Origin of the sequence: Pseudomonas sp. NPDC089569 (genome assembly GCF_050280625.1) — a bacterium.
Classification (GTDB): domain Bacteria; phylum Pseudomonadota; class Gammaproteobacteria; order Pseudomonadales; family Pseudomonadaceae; genus Aquipseudomonas.
This window is the reverse complement of sequence record NZ_JBNNVQ010000009.1, coordinates 61,461-77,260: the sequence shown is the minus strand read 5'-3', so window position 1 is coordinate 77,260 and position 15,800 is coordinate 61,461. Positions and strand designations below refer to the sequence as shown.

General features: G+C 62.1%; 16 protein-coding genes. 6 read left to right on the top strand and 10 right to left on the bottom strand.

The features are described 5' to 3' along the window. Positions 1 to 25: 25 nt before the first annotated feature. Complete coding sequence (locus tag ACQKP2_RS06785) at positions 26 to 946, top strand: LysR substrate-binding domain-containing protein (protein ID WP_427575418.1); 921 nt, start codon at positions 26 to 28, stop codon at positions 944 to 946. On the opposite strand, the gene ACQKP2_RS06780 is transcribed toward ACQKP2_RS06785, so the two are convergent. Both ACQKP2_RS06780 and ACQKP2_RS06775 read right to left on the bottom strand, forming a co-directional pair. Beyond that, the gene (locus ACQKP2_RS06780) at positions 867 to 1,460 is read right to left on the bottom strand and encodes a DinB family protein (protein ID WP_427575416.1); all 594 of its coding nucleotides are present in this window, start codon (positions 1,458 to 1,460) and stop codon (positions 867 to 869) included. The genes ACQKP2_RS06785 and ACQKP2_RS06780 overlap by 80 nt on opposite strands. Positions 1,461 to 1,636: 176 nt before the next feature. Further along, entirely contained in the window at positions 1,637 to 2,836 is a 1,200-nt protein-coding gene (locus tag ACQKP2_RS06775) for an NAD(P)/FAD-dependent oxidoreductase (RefSeq protein ID WP_427575414.1), read from the bottom strand. A 129-nt stretch (positions 2,837 to 2,965) separates the two neighbouring features. Between ACQKP2_RS06775 and ACQKP2_RS06770 the strand changes: the two genes are divergently transcribed. The 3 genes from ACQKP2_RS06770 to ACQKP2_RS06760 all read left to right on the top strand — a co-directional run bounded on the left by ACQKP2_RS06770 (position 2,966) and on the right by ACQKP2_RS06760 (position 4,773). Next, positions 2,966 to 3,985: a GlxA family transcriptional regulator gene (locus ACQKP2_RS06770; protein WP_427575413.1), complete on the top strand. Its 1,020-nt coding sequence runs from the start codon at positions 2,966 to 2,968 to the stop codon at positions 3,983 to 3,985. Between the two features lie 46 nt (positions 3,986 to 4,031). Beyond that, positions 4,032 to 4,349, top strand: coding sequence for a hypothetical protein (locus tag ACQKP2_RS06765; protein ID WP_427575412.1), 318 nt, complete (start codon positions 4,032 to 4,034; stop codon positions 4,347 to 4,349). 103 nt (positions 4,350 to 4,452) lie between these two features. Further along, positions 4,453 to 4,773 carry a DUF2388 domain-containing protein gene (locus tag ACQKP2_RS06760; RefSeq protein WP_427575410.1) on the top strand — a complete coding sequence of 107 codons (321 nt, stop codon included), beginning with the start codon at positions 4,453 to 4,455 and terminating at the stop codon, positions 4,771 to 4,773. A gap of 66 nt (positions 4,774 to 4,839) precedes the next feature. On the opposite strand, the gene ACQKP2_RS06755 is transcribed toward ACQKP2_RS06760, so the two are convergent. After that, positions 4,840 to 5,748 carry a pyridoxal-phosphate dependent enzyme gene (locus ACQKP2_RS06755; RefSeq protein WP_427575409.1) on the bottom strand — a complete coding sequence of 303 codons (909 nt, stop codon included), beginning with the start codon at positions 5,746 to 5,748 and terminating at the stop codon, positions 4,840 to 4,842. Positions 5,749 to 5,849: 101 nt separating this feature from the next. Then, complete coding sequence (locus ACQKP2_RS06750; RefSeq protein WP_427575407.1) at positions 5,850 to 6,641, bottom strand: SDR family NAD(P)-dependent oxidoreductase; 792 nt, start codon at positions 6,639 to 6,641, stop codon at positions 5,850 to 5,852. 123 nt (positions 6,642 to 6,764) lie between these two features. On the opposite strand from ACQKP2_RS06750, the gene ACQKP2_RS06745 reads away from it, so the two are divergent. Together ACQKP2_RS06745 and ACQKP2_RS06740 are read left to right on the top strand one after the other, a co-directional pair. Next, a complete protein-coding gene (locus ACQKP2_RS06745) occupies positions 6,765 to 7,712 on the top strand; it encodes a GlxA family transcriptional regulator (protein WP_427575405.1) in 948 nt (315 codons plus the stop codon). An 85-nt stretch (positions 7,713 to 7,797) separates the two neighbouring features. Next, positions 7,798 to 8,457 (top strand): methyltransferase family protein, encoded by a 660-nt coding sequence (locus ACQKP2_RS06740; RefSeq protein WP_427575403.1) that lies wholly within the window; start codon positions 7,798 to 7,800, stop codon positions 8,455 to 8,457. Positions 8,458 to 8,592: 135 nt separating this feature from the next. Here the strand turns inward: ACQKP2_RS06740 and ACQKP2_RS06735 are convergent, their stop codons facing one another. The 6 genes from ACQKP2_RS06735 to aldA all read right to left on the bottom strand — a co-directional run bounded on the left by ACQKP2_RS06735 (position 8,593) and on the right by aldA (position 15,665). Beyond that, positions 8,593 to 9,261, bottom strand: a complete 669-nt coding sequence (locus ACQKP2_RS06735; RefSeq protein ID WP_427575402.1) for an HAD-IA family hydrolase — start codon at positions 9,259 to 9,261, stop codon at positions 8,593 to 8,595. A gap of 63 nt (positions 9,262 to 9,324) precedes the next feature. Beyond that, complete coding sequence (locus tag ACQKP2_RS06730; protein WP_427575401.1) at positions 9,325 to 9,732, bottom strand: response regulator; 408 nt, start codon at positions 9,730 to 9,732, stop codon at positions 9,325 to 9,327. A 112-nt stretch (positions 9,733 to 9,844) separates the two neighbouring features. Beyond that, positions 9,845 to 11,458: a GMC family oxidoreductase gene (locus ACQKP2_RS06725; RefSeq protein WP_427575400.1), complete on the bottom strand. Its 1,614-nt coding sequence runs from the start codon at positions 11,456 to 11,458 to the stop codon at positions 9,845 to 9,847. 146 nt (positions 11,459 to 11,604) lie between these two features. Beyond that, entirely contained in the window at positions 11,605 to 12,822 is a 1,218-nt protein-coding gene (locus tag ACQKP2_RS06720; RefSeq protein WP_427575398.1) for a mandelate racemase/muconate lactonizing enzyme family protein, read from the bottom strand. Position 12,823: 1 nt separating this feature from the next. Next, positions 12,824 to 14,158: an MFS transporter gene (locus ACQKP2_RS06715; RefSeq protein ID WP_427575397.1), complete on the bottom strand. Its 1,335-nt coding sequence runs from the start codon at positions 14,156 to 14,158 to the stop codon at positions 12,824 to 12,826. 82 nt (positions 14,159 to 14,240) lie between these two features. Continuing rightward, positions 14,241 to 15,665, bottom strand: a complete 1,425-nt coding sequence (gene aldA, locus ACQKP2_RS06710; RefSeq protein WP_427575396.1) for an aldehyde dehydrogenase — start codon at positions 15,663 to 15,665, stop codon at positions 14,241 to 14,243. Positions 15,666 to 15,800 lie beyond the last annotated feature (135 nt).

Here is a 15,800-nt window from a genome sequence, read left to right as displayed (position 1 = left end):
GACCCAAAAACCTGTGAGCCCCGCCATGAACCGCAACGACCTGCGCCGCGTGGACATGAACCTTCTGGTGATTTTCGAAACGCTGATGTTCGAGAAAAACCTGACCCGGGCCGGGGAGAAGCTGTTCCTCGGCCAGCCCGCCGTCAGCGCGGCGTTGGCGCGGTTGCGGGATTTGTTCGATGACCCGTTGCTGGTGCGCAATGGCCGGGTGCTGGAGCCGACCCAGCGGGCGCTGGCGATTCTCCAGGAGTTGCAGCCGGCGATGGACACCATTTCCGGTGCGGTCAGCCGGGCCAAGGATTTTGACCCGTCCACCAGTCGCGATGTGTTTCGCATCGGTTTGTCGGACGATGCCGAGTTCGGCCTGTTTCCGCCGTTGCTCAAGCAGATTCGCGAAGAGGCGCAGAACGTTGTGGTGGTGGTGCGACGGGTGAATTTTCTGCTGATGTCGTCGATGCTGGCGTCCGGGGAGATTTCCGTGGGAATCAGCTACACCACCGAACTGCCGGCCAATGCCAAGCGCAAGAAACTGCGGGACTTGAGCGTGAAGATTCTGCGCGGCGACAACCGCCCCGGCACGTTGACCCTGGACGATTACTGCGAGCGGCCCCATGCCTTGGTGTCGTTTTCCGGGGATTTGACCGGGGCCATCGACACCGACCTGGCGCGCATCGGCCGCTCACGCCGGGTGGTGCTGGCGGTGCCGCAGTTTGCCGGCCTGCGCGCCTTGATCGCCGGCACCGACATGCTCGCCACAGTGCCGGACTACGCAGCCTGCGCCCTGATCGAAGGCAGCAACCAGTTGCGCGCCGACGACGCGCCTTTCGAGATCAACCTGTCCGAACTGTCCATGGTCTGGAACGGGGTCAACGATAACGATCCGGCAGAACGTTGGTTGCGCTCGCGAATTGCCCAGCACATGTCGGCGCCACTGCCGGCGCATTGAGCGAGTGGAAATGGGGGTCGGTCTCGCGCAGGTAGATCGGCATGTCGGTCATGGGCGGTATCGCCGGAATCTCGAAGTACATCTGGATGATCCAGCCACGGTGATAACCGCCGTGGTTGACCACGTGCATCAGCATCGACCCGGCGCTCATGGTGCCGCTTTCCCCGGACACGAAGGTGAAGCGCAGGGGCTTGTCCAGCGAAGCATCGGTCTGCCGGGCCGCCCAATTGCAGTACCAGCAATCGATGTCCTGTTGCGCCAGGCGCAGCACCGACAATTGGGGGTGTACCAGATCATGGGAGGTCTTGAAGCCATGTCCCCGGCCTTCGAGGTGGGCTTGCCAGATGCGGTCAATCACGTAGATGTGGTTCAAGGTGCCGATCATGTTCTTGAAAATCCCGGCGCGCTCTTTCTCGACTTCGCCCGGCGGCAACTGCGCCAGATTGTCGAAAAGACGCCGGTTGGCCCATTGTTTGTAATCGGCGAGCATTCGGGCAGTGCGTACATTGATCATCAGATGTCTCCGATGGCGAAGAGCACATTACCCAAGGATAGCGCTATCCACGACAGACGGTGCAGGCGCTGATTACCGGTCGTTCCTCCATTAACCGTAGGACCCAGGCTTGCCGGCGAAGGCAATTTCAATGGCACGGCACGACGTGAGGCCGCCTTCGCGGGCAAGCCTCGCTCCTACAACAGCAGGTGTTCCAACACCCTGTCGGCCAGTGCCAGGCAACTGGTCAGCCCCGGCGACTCGATGCCGAACAGGTTGACCAACCCCGGCACCCCGTGCTCGGCCGGGCCGCTGAGGCAAAAGTCGGCGGCTGGCTGGCCCGGTCCGGTGATTTTCGGACGAATGCCGCTGTAGGCCGGTTGCAGGCTATTGTCCGGCAAGCCCGGCCAATAACGACGGATCGCTGCGTAGAAGCCGTCGGCCCGCGTCGGGTCCACGCGGTAATCGATCGCATCGACCCATTGCACGTCCGGGCCGAACCGCGCCTGGCCACCCAGATCGAGGGTCATGTGCACCCCAAGCCCTGCGCTTTCCGGCGCCGGATACACCAGATGCCGGAACGGCGCGCGACCGCTGAAACTGAAGTAACTGCCCTTGCACAAGTGCGCCCGCGGGATGTGCTGCGCGGGCAAACCGGTGATGCGGCCGGCCACCTCGGGCGCGGACAGCCCCGTGCAATTGATCAGCTCGCGGCAGCCCAGAGTCATGGGCTCGGTGCCGCCCATTTGCAACTCGAATCCCTGCCCGGTGCAACGGGCCGACAGCAGCGGCGTATGAAAGGCCAATGAAGCCCCCCGAGCTTCGGCATCCCCCTGCAGCGCAAGCATCAGCCCATGGGAATCGACGATGCCGGTGGATGGCGACCACAACGCGGCGACACAGGACAATGCCGGCTCCAGCGCCTGTGCCTCAACGGCGTCCAGCCATTGCAAGTCATCGACGCCATTGCGCCGCCCCTGCTCCAACAAGCGTTGCAGGGCGCCCTGCTGCGCTTCATCGGTGGCGACGATCAGTTTGCCCAGGCGCTGGTACTCGACAGCGCGCTCGTCACAGTAGGCGTAAAGCTGCTGCCTGCCCGCCACGCACAGCTGCGCCTTGAGACTGCCGCCGGGATAATAGATGCCGGCATGGATCACCTCCGAATTGCGCGAACTGATGCCGACACCGATGCCCTCGCCGGCCTCGACCACAATCACTTCACGCCCGCTCAGGGCCAGCGCCCTGGCCACTGCCAGGCCGACGACGCCGGCGCCCACCACCACACTGTCGATTTCCAGGTTCACCTGCCCTGCCTCCTTGTAACGGCGGCCCTTGTAACGGCAGCCCCATTCACCGTCATCGATCCGCCTGGAGAATATCGTCGGCAGCATGGCCATGAACAAGACCGGTTGAAATTTGCCCCGCCCAATGACATAAAACCCTGAATTCCTGACAGCCGATCAACTGCGATAACGCTTATACCGTTTGCGAATTAAGATTATTCCAACTCGCCGATACAGAAGCTTATGAACCCTATCGCTGTCCCTTGCGACTCGCCCGAAATCCAACCCGGTCAGCCGCGGCTGATCGTCTTCCTGGCCTACCCCGACATGGGCCTGCTGGACCTCACCGGTGCACAAACCGTGTTCTGGGCCGCCTCGCGCTACATGAACAAGCGTGGCTTGCCCGGCTACACACTGCACACCGCCAGCGTGGCGGGTGGCTTGATGCCCACGGCCGAAGGGCTGTCCGTCAACACCGTACCGCTGAGTGACTTTGCCGATCAAACCATCGACTCGCTGATCGTCCCCGGCTCACCGCACATTATTCCGGCGATGGCCAACGCCATGGATCTGGTGGCCTGGCTCAAGGATGCAGCAACCAGCGTCAAACGCACGGCCTCGGTGTGCACCGGTACGTTTCTGTTGGCCGAGGCCGGGCTGCTCGAAGGCAGGCGCGCCGCCACGCACTGGTTGATGTGCGACACGCTCAAGACGCGTCATCCGTCGATCGAAGTCGATCACGATGCAATCTTCGTCAAGCAGGATTCGGTCTGGACCTCTGCGGGCGTCAGCGCCGGCATCGACCTGGCACTGGCGCTGGTCGAAGAGGATTGCGGGCGCGAAGTCTCCTTACAGGCGGCCAGGGAGATGGTGGTGTTTCTCAAGCGTCCCGGTGGCCAGGCCCAATACAGCAAACTGCTGCAGGCACAAACCGGTGAAGGCGCCGCTTTCGATGATCTGCACGTGTGGATCACGGAAAACCTGGAGGGGGAAAACCTCACGGTCGACCGGCTCGCCGAGCAAGTGCAAATGAGCCCGCGCAACTTCGCCAGGGTCTACAAGCTCAAGACCGGCCGAACCCCGGCCAAGGCCGTGGAGGTCCTGCGAGTCGAAGCCGCGCGACGCCTTCTGGAAGAGTCCGAGCGCAACATCGACCAGATCTCCCGGCTGTGCGGCTTTGGCGACGAAGAACGCATGCGCCTGACCTTTCAACGCAACCTGGGCATTTCGCCAAGGGACTATCGCAACCGGTTTTCGCGCTGAGCCGAAGATCAAAACCCTGGCCCCTGTGGGAACGAGCCCGCTCGCGATGGCGACCTCGCGCCATGCATCGCCTCTGAAAACGCTTTCGCCTGTAGGAGCCAGGCTTGCCGGCGAAGGCGACCTGACGTCATGCACCGCCTCTGAAAACGCCTTCGCCGGCAAGCCTGGCTCCTACGGGTTATGTGTCGGTTGCAAAATCCAACCGATCAGCGAAGCCACCGAGGTGTCTTTCAACAGCAAGATAGCGACACTGCCGATGGGGGGCCAGCACGATGCGAATGCCCCGGCCCGGGCCTGCGGCGAAGCCAAACTGGCCGACCCGGCACTGCGGGTGGAGGTGATTGTCTGCGCCGCACGCAACTGAATTTCCGGCGGCTCTGCACCCACGACACAAGAAAAGGGGAACTCCTGGCGAACGGCGCACCTCCTAAAACATGAGGCACTTACTTTTTTCAGAGGACACCGTCATGCGCCGTCTGATCATCATTTCTTCGCTTGTGTTGTGTTTACCCTTCGGCTCTGCCCTGGCCAAAGTGGATGCGGGTGATGTCGCCACCTCGGCCGGCGTCTCCGCTTCCCTTTATTCGACGTTCAAGGATCACAAACTCATGATTCCCGCACGGGATGACGCCTCCAGCTTCGTGGCCAGCGGCGGCACCATTCGCGGCGCGTACCTGGAATCGGTACTCAAGCAACTGCGCCATGATCATCCGGATCTGAACAACGCAAGCGACGAAGACCTGGCCCGTGCCATCCTCGTCCAGGAAGGCGTTGCCGCCGGTCAATAATCCACACCAGTCGGTGGTAGGGCCTGTGACACCGGGATCGCGTTTGCAGCCCTGCCTTGATTGACTTCATCGAGCCCAGCCGGCCACCAGTTGTGCGCTGATACTGACGCCGCCGCACACCACAATCACCACGTCATGGGCCTCGGCGATGGCAGGGTGATCCAGGTAGGCGACGGCCAGCGAAACGCCGCAGGCGGGCTCGACCAACTGACGCAAGTCGTTGGCGAAACGCACCACCCCCATGATCGCTTCCTCGTCCCCGAACACCACGCACTCGTATGGAAATGCGCCGATGTGCTGCACCGGCCATTCGGCGACCTGCGCTGCACCGAGGGAAGTGGCGACCGTATCGATGCGTGGCAGGCGCACCGGATGCCCTGCCTCGACCGCCGCCGCGAACGACGCCGCACCCTCGGTTTCGCAGGCAACGATGCGGCAATCCTTGCGCCCATGACGAATCAATCCGGTCAGCAGCCCCGCCAGCAGGCCACCGCCGCCCACCGACGTGACCATCACATCGACCTGCGGGCAGTCCTCGAGAATTTCATCGACCATCGTGCTATGCCCTTGCCACAGCACCGGATGATCGAAGGCCGGCACGTATTCGGTATCGGCCCCCTGGGCAAGCTCCCTGGCGCGTTGATTGGCCTCGTCCCAGACCTTGCCGTGCACGATGACCTCGGCGCCGGTCTTGCGGATGCGTGCGCGGGTGGTTTCCGGGGTGGTGTGCGGTACGACGATGCAGGCCTTGAGCCCCAGTTGCGCTGCAGCCACGGCGGTGGCGTAGCCGGCATTGCCACCGGAAGGACAGACGACTCTGGTTTTGCCCTGACTGGCGGCCTGGCTGCACAACAAGCCCATGCCGCGCAGCTTGAACGAGCCACTGGGTTGCAGGTTTTCCATCTTCAGCCAGATGCGGCGCTCAGGCGTCGAAAGGCCCGGGTGTAGCAGCAACGGTGTTCTGATGTGAAGCATGGCGGCTCCTGTTGCACGCCGCCGGCCCGCCGAATGTCCGACGGGTCAGCGGTGAACGGTCCTTGTTCAAGCTTAGTTCACCCTGACCCGTCGCCCACGCCTCAGCGATAACGCGGCGCCGGGCTCGAGTTGTGGAGCACCCCGGACAGCACCTGGCGCTGGGCTTCGTATTGATCCCAGTGTGCACCGTCGTGCAGGCCCGGAATGGTCACCGTTTCCCCGCTGGCCAAGCCGACCAGCGCGGCGTCGACCATGTCTTCGACGTTCATCACAATTTCCTGCGGCAGGTTTTCCACCGGATGACCGGCTTCGTTCCAGAAGTCGGTTGCGGTGGCTCCGGGCAACACAGCCTGGACACGCACGCCTTTTTCGGCCAGTTCGTGATGCATCGACTGGCTCAAGGCCAGGACGAATGCCTTGCTCGCGCCATACACACCGTTGAGGGTTTCCGGGACGATCGAGACGATGGAGGCTATGTTGATTACCGTGCCTTTGCCACGGGCGACAAAACCGGGCACCCCAGCATAGGCAAGGCGTGTCAGGGCGGTGATGTTGAGGTTGATCAACGCTTGCATGTCATCCACGGGGCTGTCGAGCAGCGGCAAGACCGCCCCGACCCCGGCGTTATTGACCAGCAACGTAATGCTCGCGTCGCGGCGCAAAATCTGTTCGACACGCAGCAAATCCGCCGAGGCTTTCAAATCGGCGGCCACCACCTCCACGTTGCGCCCGGTCTGGTCGCTCAGGCGGTTGGCAAGGGCGTCGAGTTTGGTCTGGCTGCGCGCCACCAGAATCAGGTCATAACCCTGACGGGCGAGGCGGTCTGCATACACCGCGCCGATGCCCGACGACGCGCCAGTGATCAGTGCGGTGCCTTTGGAGGAAAGTGTCATGTTCGATGTCCTTCAACGTGAGGCGAGATATTCGCCGGTATGGACCGTTATAAAGGGACTCGCGAATGTCGCAAATGACGTTTAAAGTACGTTTTTCGGACATGGCCGTTTGAGGGCATTGCGATGATCACGGTGGCGTTTGTGGTATTCGAAGGTTTCCAGTCCATGGCCTTGGCCGCCATGTCGGTGTTCGAATACGCCAACTTCAGCGCGGCAGAAACGTTGTATGACGTGCGCGTGCTGTCCGAAGGCGGCCATACCCTGCGTGCCTCCGGCGGGCTGAGTGTCGGCACCGAGGCGTTCGATGAGCGCGTATTCGACACCGTGATCGTGGCCGGCGGCGATTCCATCCTCGAACAGGCCCCCGACACGGTGCTCGATTACCTTCGCGCCAGCACCCGAACCGCGCGACGCACGGCGTCGATCTGCTCCGGTGCCTTCGTCATGGCACAGGCCGGCTTGCTCGACGGACGGCGCGCGACCACGCACTGGGCCTATGCGCGCCAACTGCAGGAGCGTTTCGCCTCGATCAAGGTGGAAGCCGACCGCATCTATGTGATCGACGGCCCGATCTGGACTTCCGCCGGCATGACCGCCGGCATCGACCTGGCCCTGGCCATGGTGGAAAAGGACCATGGCGCCGAATTGGCACGTTCGGTGGCGCAGAAACTGGTGATGTACCACCGCCGCGCGGGTGGCCAGTCGCAACATTCGGCGCTGCTTGCACTGGAGCCCAAATCCGATCGTATTCAAACCGTGCTCGGTTACGCCCGCGAACACCTGGCCCAAGCGTTGTCGGTGGAGCAACTGGCGCAGGTGGCCAGCCTGAGCCCGCGGCAATTCAGCCGCGCCTTTCGCGCCGAAACCGGGCAGTCGCCGGCCAGGACCATCGAAAACCTGCGCCTGGAAACGGCGCGGCAAATGCTTGAGCGCGGACGCCTGACCCTCGACCAGATTGCCCTGGAAACCGGCTTCGGCGACCGCCGTCGCATGCGCGAAGCCTTCCTGCGGGCTTTCGGCCAGCCGCCACAAGTGATTCGACGCAATGCCCGCCATGAGGCAAGCGCCTGACCCGACCACTGCGCAGGGTCATGGGAACCTTCAGCGAGGCGGCGCCTTCTACACTGAAAGTGTCAGGGTCGCTTTGGGAGGCTTCATGAAAATCTCGGCCAGACTGGCTTTTTTCGCCATCGTGAGCACCCTCGCCTACCTCGGCCTGGCCATCTGGGGCCTGGGTGGTTTCGCCGCCTTTTTCTCGCACGGTGCACTGGTGGTCGTGGCCCTGGCAACGCTGCTCATGGCCGTCGCTTCGCTGTTCACCGAGGTCAACCTCAGTTCCGGCGAGCGCGAAGACCGGGCCAATCGCTGGGTGATCCCCGCCTTCGCTGTCATCGGCCTGGTGAGCGGCTATCTGCCGGCCTATTGCGACCGTATCGATGTCTGGACCTTCGGCGGCGAAGGCGTGCGCTGGCTCGGCGCCCTGCTGTTCATCCTCGGCGGTGCGCTGCGCTTGTGGCCGGTGTTCGTGCTGGGCAAACGCTTCAGCGGCCTGGTGGCCATTCAGCCGGGGCATCGCCTGGTCACCGACGGCATTTACCGTCACCTGCGCAATCCCAGTTATCTGGGGATGATGGTCATAGGCGTAGGCTGGGCCCTGGCGTTTCGCTCAGGCGCGGGGCTGCTGCTGGCGGCACTGACCCTGATTCCGTTGATAGCGCGCATTCATTCCGAAGAGGCGCTGCTGCGGGCGCAGTTTGGCGGCGAATATGAAGCGTACTGCTCACGCAGTTGGCGCCTGATCCCAAAAATCTACTGACCCCTGTAGGAGCCAGGCTTGCCGGCGAAGGCGGCCTTACGTCATGCATCGCCTCTGAAAACGCTTTCGCCGGCAAGCCTGGCTCCTACGGGGCCTTGGTCGTCTGCAAAATGAATCGGCAGGGGTAGGTGTCGATCACGCAGGATGCAAGCTAATCAGGCTCTCGGCGTTTACCCGGACCCTAACCGCCTCATACCCCGCCAACGTCCCATGCACCGTTTCAATCGGCTGCTCATGGGTCGCGGTGACAATCACCAGGTCCGCACCCGCCGCCTCGGCAGCCTGAATCCCCACCGTTGCATCCTCGAACACCAGGCAATCGCCGATCGGCACACCCAGCCGCCGGGCGGCCAGGAGGTAGCCGGCCGGATCGGGCTTGCCGAGGTTGACGTCTTCGGCGGTGATCAGCACATCCGGCTCGGGAATCCCGGCGGCGGCCATGCGTCGTAACGCCAGAGTCCTGGGCGCCGAGGTGACGATGGCCCATTGATGGGTCGGCAGCGACTTGAGAAAACGCCCGGCACCGGCCACTTCTTCAACGCCGTCCACATCCTCGATTTCCGCGTCGGTGATCCACGCCGCTTCGGCCTCGGCATCGACACCGGGCAAGCCCAGGCGCTGGATGGTATCGATGGCGCGGGCACCGTGGATGGTGGGCAGGAAGCGCTCGACGTCGACACCGTGGCGCACAGCCCAGGTGGTCCAGACCCGTTCGGCGGCGGCAATCGAAGTGAGAATGGTGCCATCCATGTCGAACAGGAAGGCGCGGTAGGTCGTGTCGAAGATCGAGGGGTGAGCGGACAAGAGAAGAACCTCGCAAGTGCCTGGCGAACATGCGGGGCAATGTAGCACTTGCAGCAGGCGCGGTCAGTGCAGTCTTTTCGACTCGAAGGCACCATTGACGCAGTCGAGCAACGAGCCGATGGCCCAGGGCTTCTTGATGAACGAAACCGGATGGCGAACCCCGGAACTTTCAGGGGTCTCATAGCCGGACATGATCATGATCGGTTTTTCCGGCCAGCGATCACCGAACTGGTTGGCCAGGTCGGCACCATTGAGCGTGCCCGGCATGGTGATGTCCGTCAGCAGCAAAGCCACTTGCACGGCATGTTGCTCCAGATACACCGATGCCGCATCGGCACTGGATAGCGCTCGCACCGAGAACCCCTCGTCCTCGAGAATTTCACAGAGAAAATCCAGGATCAGCGGATCATCCTCGACCACCAGGATCAATCCGCCGCCAAGATGTCTTGCACAGTTCGATGATTGGCCCATGACTACGCCGCTCCCTGTTGCATCCATGATTTCGCGTGTTGGAATCCGCCACCTACAGGTAGGAACGGCGGATTGCGCGGAAATTCATTTTTGATGCAGGAAGGCGACGCTGTCAGGCGTCCTGCAGGATCAAGTCGGCGCCCTTCTCCGCCACCATCAGCACGGCAGCATGGGTATTGCCGGACGTCACGTTGGGGAAGATCGACGCATCGACAATGCGCAAACCGTCCAGGCCATGCACCTTGAGGCGCTTGTCCACCACCGAACGGGTTTCGTCCGCCCCCATCGCGCAAGAGCCGCACAGGTGGTAGATCGAACCGCTGTTTTCCCGGAAGTACTGCAACATCTGCTCGTCGGTTTCAACCACCGGGCCTGGCAATACTTCTTCGACGGTAATGCCCTTGAGCGCCGGCGCCTGCATGATCTTGCGCATCAGACGACTGCCCTGGATCACCTCGTCGATGTCCTTCTGGGTGCTCAAATAGTTCGGATCGATCAGCGCTGCATCACGCGGGTTTTTTGACGCGATCCGGATATGCCCGCGGCTGGTGGGCCGGCACGGGTTGAAGCACAGCAGGAAACCGGAGTACGGCTCGGGCTTGAGGCTGGCCTTGTTGTTTTTCGGGATCTGGTAGGACAACGGGTTGAAGTACAGCTGCAGGTTGGGATTGCTCTGCTGCTCGTCGCCACGGAAGAAACCACCGGCCTGATTGACGCTCATGGCCAGCGCCCCCTTGCGGGTGAACAGGTATTGCAGGCCGAGCTTGAACTGGCCGAACAATGAACTGAGCTGATCGTTGAGGGTCGGGATGTTCGCCTTGTAGTAGTAGCTGGCGCACAGGTGATCCTGCAGGTTTTCCCCTACCGCCGGCAAATGCTTGACCAGCGGGATCTTGTGTTCGGCCAGCAGCGCCTGATCGGCGACACCGGACAATTGCAGGATCTTCGGCGTATCCACCGCGCCGGCACACAGGATCACTTCCTTGTTGGCGGTGAAGGTGCGCACCACGCCATGCTGGGTGATGGAAATACCGGTGGCACGCTGCTGTTGCTCATCGAACAACACACGGTCGACCAGGGCGTTGAGTTCGACCGTAAGGTTTTGCCGGCCCAGGGCCGGATGCAGATGGGCAAAACTGCTGGAGCAGCGCTGGCCGTCGCGGGTATTGACGTCGTAGATCCCCGCGCCCTCGAATTTGGGCCCGTTGAAATCGTCGCTGCGCGGATAACCCAGCTCATCGCAACCCTTGAGGAACACATCGCAGATCGGATGGGTCTGGCCCTTCATCGGGGTGATGCTGATCGGACCGCTGCCGCCGTGGTATTCGCTGTCGCCCAGCGGATGATTTTCCAGCTTGCGAAAGTACGGCAGCACGTCCTTGAAGCTCCAGCCGTCGTTACCGTTGGCCGCCCAGTCATCGAAATCATGGGCCTGGCCACGCACGTAGATCATGGCGTTGATCGAGCCCGAACCGCCCTGGACCTTGCCGCGCGGAGCATAAATTTCACGGTTGCCCAACTGCTTCTGCGGCTGGCTGTAGTACATCCAGTTGAAGGTCGGGTTGTAATACATTTTGGCGAAGCCGACCGGGATCTTGAACCACGGGGAACTGTCCTTCCCGCCCGCTTCGAGCAGCAGCACCGTGTATTTCCCCGAGGCCGAGAGGCGATTGGCCAGGACACAGCCTGCGGCGCCAGCGCCAGCGATGATGTAGTCGTATGTCATGCACGGTTACCGCGTAAGTCGTTGTACTGATTTCCTGTAGGAGCGAGCATGCTCGCGATGCACCGGAGAACGCCGCTGGGCATCAGGCACCCCGCGTTATCGTTGACGACCATCGCGAGCGTGCTCGCTCCTACAGGAACGTTGCGTCAGCCCCTGGCCGGCGATGTGTCTTTGACGTCGGCCGGGGTCGGCGCCATTTGCAGGTGCAGGCGCTCGCCGGTGTACGGCGAATGCTTGCGCACCACGTCCATGTTCAGCTCCACGCCCAGGCCCGGTTCGGTGGACGGGATGATGTAGCCGTCCTCCCACTGCAACGGTTTGGTCAGGACTTCGGCATGGAAGCCGCCCCAGGTCATGATGCTTTCCTGGATCAGGAAGTTCGGCGTGCAAGTCGCCAGCTGGAAGCTAGCCGCCGCGCCAATCGGCCCGTTGTACAGGTGCGGAGCGATCTGCGCGTAATAGGCTTCGGCCATGCTCGCGATCTTCTTGGCTTCCAGCAGGCCGCCGCAGCGGGCCACGTTCATTTGCAGGATCGACGCACCGCCGGCCTGCAACAGCTTGAAGAATTCATACTTGGTGGTCAGGCGCTCGCCGGTGGCGATCGGGATGCTGGTCTTGGCCGCAACCTGCGCCATGGCGTCTTCCTGCCCTGGCGGTACCGGCTCTTCGAACCACAGCGGGTCGTATTTCTCCAGGCGCTTGGCCAGGCGGATGGCCGAGGACGGCACCATTTGCCCGTGGGTGCCGAACAGCAAGTCGCACTTGTCGCCTACTGCTTCGCGGATCTTGCGGCAGAAGGTTTCGCAGCGCTCCAGCACTTCCAAGGAAATCTGGTGGCCGGAGTACGCGGTGTACGGCCCCGCCGGGTCGAACTTAACGGCGGTGAAGCCCTTGTTCATGTTCTCGATGGCGCACTCGGCAGCCAGGTCCGGGTCGTCGTAGTCGTACTCGCCCTTGCTGTTGATCGGGTACAGATAGGTGTACGAACGCAGACGTTCATTGACCTTGCCGCCCAGCAGCTCGTACACCGGTTTGTTCGCTGCTTTGCCGATGATGTCCCAGCAGGCCATTTCCAGGCCGCTGACCACACCCATCATGGTCAGGTCCGGGCGCTGGGTGAAACCGCTGGAGTAGGCCTGGCGGAAAAAGCGCTCGATATGGTGCGGGTCCTGGTTCAACAGGTAGCGTTCGAACACGTCTTCGATGACCGGCACCATGGCCTTGGGGCCGAAGGTCGCGGCGTAAATCTCGCCCACGCCTTCGATGCCGCAATCGGTCTTGAGTTTGACGAACAGCCAGTACATCCCGCCGATGTGCGGTGGCGGAACAGCAACGATATGGGTTTCAAGGGCGACGATTTTCATGTCAGGCACCGGTCTTGTTCAAAGAGGTCTTGTTAGAGGTTTTACGCTTGATGCGCGCACGCAGGGTCAGGGCCGCCAGGGTCCCGAGCAGGCCGACGCCCGCGATGTAGCCGAAATACAGCTTGTAACCAAAGGCACCGGGGAAATGTTCGGTGAGGTAGCCATTGATCAGCGGAATGAACGCGTCCGGCAGGTAACCGACCACCGAGACAATGCCGATGGCCAGGCCGGTGATGCGCAGGGGAATGTTGCAGGTGTCGAGGATCGCCCAGTACAGCCCGCGAATGGCGTAGGTCATCAGGCCGATGAAAATCACCGTGCCGATCAGCAGACCCATGCTGCCCAGCGCCGGGAACACGATCAGGCCGATCATTGCCAGGCTCGCCAGCAACATCGCGACGATCAGCACCGAAATGTTGGAGAACTTGTCGCCCAGCCAGCCGCCGCCGATGCCGCCGATGGGGCGCATCCACAACTTGATGGTGGTGATGGTGCCCGCCATGACCGCGGTCATGCCGCCACCCTGCAGGTAGTCCGAGAAGCTGTAGGTGGCCCAGAAGATGTGGTAACCGCAGAACACGATGGCAGTGACCAGCCACAGCTCGGGGATTTTCACCAGGGTGGCCAGGTCGCTGAGCAGATTGAACTTGCCCTTCTCGACTGCCGGGGTGTCCTCCATCGTTTTCGGGTCTTTGATCAGCACCAGCACGCAGCCGATGGCAATACAGGTGAAGGCGTAGAGGTAGACCACATGCTTGAAGCCTTCGGCCGTCGACTCGCCACGGGTTTCGGTGGCGAAGGCAAACAGCGCCAGGGCAACGGTAGCGAGCAAGGCTTCCACCAGACCGCGACCGCCGTCGAGGATGCCGAAGAAACGCCCCTGCTCGGAATGATGGGCGATCATCTTCACCCGCTTGAGCACCGAGGCCCAGAACGTCAGGCCGGTGGTCAGGCCCCAGCTCCCGAAAATGATCATCAGACCGGTCATCGAAGGCGCCGTGGAGTACCACAGGCCCAGGGCGCCGGTGGCCACCAGGGAAAAGAAGATCAGAAAGCGCGGCGCGATACGGTCGGCCAGCCAACCGCTGGGCAGGTAGCTGAGCAGGAAAATCGTACCCAGCATCGAATACAGATAACCCAGCTCGCTGTGGTTGATCTGGAACACTTCGAGCATGGTGGTCTGGTAGACCTGGCGCAGGTACAGGATCGGATAGATCGCACCGGCGGCTAGTACCAGCAGCATCAGTTGGAAGTAGCGACTGCCCTTGTCGCCATGGCTTTCGGTGCCGACGGTCGAACCCTGAACGGCGGCCGCAGAGGAAGCAGGTTTGGACATCTGGAAAACCTCGGGAGCCCGGTGTCCGGGCGCCCCTGATAATTGTTTTTATAAGTACAGCGTACGGCGTGTAACCAGTGGATCAGTACTTCATCACCACCAGACGGGTCTGGGTGAATTCAAGCATGCCGTGCTTGCCGTCATCACCGCCCAGTCCCGAGCGCTTCCAGCCGGCGTGGAAGCCCTGGTACGGGTCGGCCGGGGTGCGATTGACGTACAGCTCGCCGGCCTCGATGGCGCCGGCGACTTTCATGCTGGTGCGATAGTTTTCGGTATAGAGCACCGAAGACAGGCCGAACTGATGGTCGTTGGCCATGGCCAGGGCTTCGTCGATGTCGCGGTATTTGAGTACCGGCAGCACCGGACCGAAGATTTCTTCGCGCACGATCTCCATGTCCTGGCGGCAACCGCTGAGCAGGGTCGGCGGGTAGAAATGGCCTTTGCCTTCGGGCAGTACGCCACCGGTTTCCAGCACGGCGCCTTCGGCGATGGCGCGCTGGACCATGGCGTGGATGTTCTGTTGCGAGGCGGCGTTGACCAACGGCCCCATCAGGCTGGCGTCGGTGGCGCGGTCGCCGAATTTGACGGCGCTGATTTTTTCTTTCAGCAGGCCCAGGAATTGCTCGTAGACGCTTTCCTGCACATAGACGCGCTCGACCGCCGTGCACAGCTGGCCGCAGTGGGTAGTCTTGGAGGCAACGATGGCGCTGGCGGCGGCTTCGAGGTCCGCATCGGCTTCGATGATCGCCGGGGTCTTGCCGCCCAGTTCCAGGGACGGCTTGGCGATGTTGGCCTTGCAGTAATCGAGCACGATACGCCCGGCGTTGACGCTGCCGGTCAGGGTGATCAGCCCCACCGCCTCATGGGTGCACACAGCGGCTGCGGTGGCGTGATCCATGGTCAGGATGTTGATCACGCCCGCCGGCATGCCCGATTGCTGCACGGCTTTGGCGATTTCGAAGGCCGAGGTCGGCGTGTTGTTGCTCGGCCGAACTACCACTGTGTTGCCGGCAATCAGCGCCGGGGCGATTTTGCGCAGCAGGGTGTAGACCGGGTAGTTGAACGGAATCAGGCAAGCGACCACGCCAATCGGCTCGCGGTGCAGGAACAGTTTTTCGTCCGGCGTGTCGCTGGGAATGATCTCGCCTTCGATACGGCGCGCCCATTCGGCGTGATAACGGGTGATCTGCGCGGCATAACGGGCTTCGTTGCTGGCATCGGCGACGCTTTTGCCGGATTCGGCGGCCAGGGCTTGGCCGATGTTCTCGGCGTTGGCGTCAAGGGCATCGGCGAAAGCGCGCAGGTGTTCGGCACGCTCGATGCTGATGAGCTTGCCCCATACTTTTTGTGCTGCCTGGGCCACTTCCACTGCCGCTGTGGCTTCATCGGCGGTGGCTGCCGAGACATGACCCAGCAGCGCTTCGGTCGCCGGGTTGTAGACCGCAATCTGCGCATCGCTGGCCGGTTCGACGAAGTGGCCGTTAACAAAATTTCGCTCGAGTCGCATGTGAATCGCCCATCGTTGTTTTTATCCAGTCCGGGCAGTTTTGGCGTCTGGCAGGCATTGAACAAACGATTTATTGAGCGATGTAACATGCAAAAAATGCAGGTTACCCCAAAAAAACAACGCAATCCCCTGTGG

Excerpts from the sequence above, each read along its gene's own strand:
- ACQKP2_RS06740 (WP_427575403.1), top strand. The coding sequence starts at position 7,798 with ATGAAAATCTCGGCCAGACTGGCTTTTTTCGCCATCGTGAGCACCCTC.
- ACQKP2_RS06770 (WP_427575413.1), top strand. The coding sequence starts at position 2,966 with ATGAACCCTATCGCTGTCCCTTGCGACTCGCCCGAAATCCAACCCGGT.
- ACQKP2_RS06730 (WP_427575401.1), bottom strand. The coding sequence starts at position 9,732 with ATGGGCCAATCATCGAACTGTGCAAGACATCTTGGCGGCGGATTGATC.
- ACQKP2_RS06720 (WP_427575398.1), bottom strand. The coding sequence starts at position 12,822 with ATGAAAATCGTCGCCCTTGAAACCCATATCGTTGCTGTTCCGCCACCG.
- ACQKP2_RS06780 (WP_427575416.1), bottom strand. The coding sequence starts at position 1,460 with ATGATCAATGTACGCACTGCCCGAATGCTCGCCGATTACAAACAATGG.
- ACQKP2_RS06750 (WP_427575407.1), bottom strand. The coding sequence starts at position 6,641 with ATGACACTTTCCTCCAAAGGCACCGCACTGATCACTGGCGCGTCGTCG.
- ACQKP2_RS06715 (WP_427575397.1), bottom strand. The coding sequence starts at position 14,158 with ATGTCCAAACCTGCTTCCTCTGCGGCCGCCGTTCAGGGTTCGACCGTC.
- ACQKP2_RS06745 (WP_427575405.1), top strand. The coding sequence starts at position 6,765 with ATGATCACGGTGGCGTTTGTGGTATTCGAAGGTTTCCAGTCCATGGCC.
- ACQKP2_RS06725 (WP_427575400.1), bottom strand. The coding sequence starts at position 11,458 with ATGACATACGACTACATCATCGCTGGCGCTGGCGCCGCAGGCTGTGTC.
- ACQKP2_RS06755 (WP_427575409.1), bottom strand. The coding sequence starts at position 5,748 with ATGCTTCACATCAGAACACCGTTGCTGCTACACCCGGGCCTTTCGACG.
- ACQKP2_RS06765 (WP_427575412.1), top strand. The coding sequence starts at position 4,032 with ATGGCGACCTCGCGCCATGCATCGCCTCTGAAAACGCTTTCGCCTGTA.
- ACQKP2_RS06785 (WP_427575418.1), top strand. The coding sequence starts at position 26 with ATGAACCGCAACGACCTGCGCCGCGTGGACATGAACCTTCTGGTGATT.
- ACQKP2_RS06775 (WP_427575414.1), bottom strand. The coding sequence starts at position 2,836 with ATGGCCATGCTGCCGACGATATTCTCCAGGCGGATCGATGACGGTGAA.
- ACQKP2_RS06760 (WP_427575410.1), top strand. The coding sequence starts at position 4,453 with ATGCGCCGTCTGATCATCATTTCTTCGCTTGTGTTGTGTTTACCCTTC.
- aldA (WP_427575396.1), bottom strand. The coding sequence starts at position 15,665 with ATGCGACTCGAGCGAAATTTTGTTAACGGCCACTTCGTCGAACCGGCC.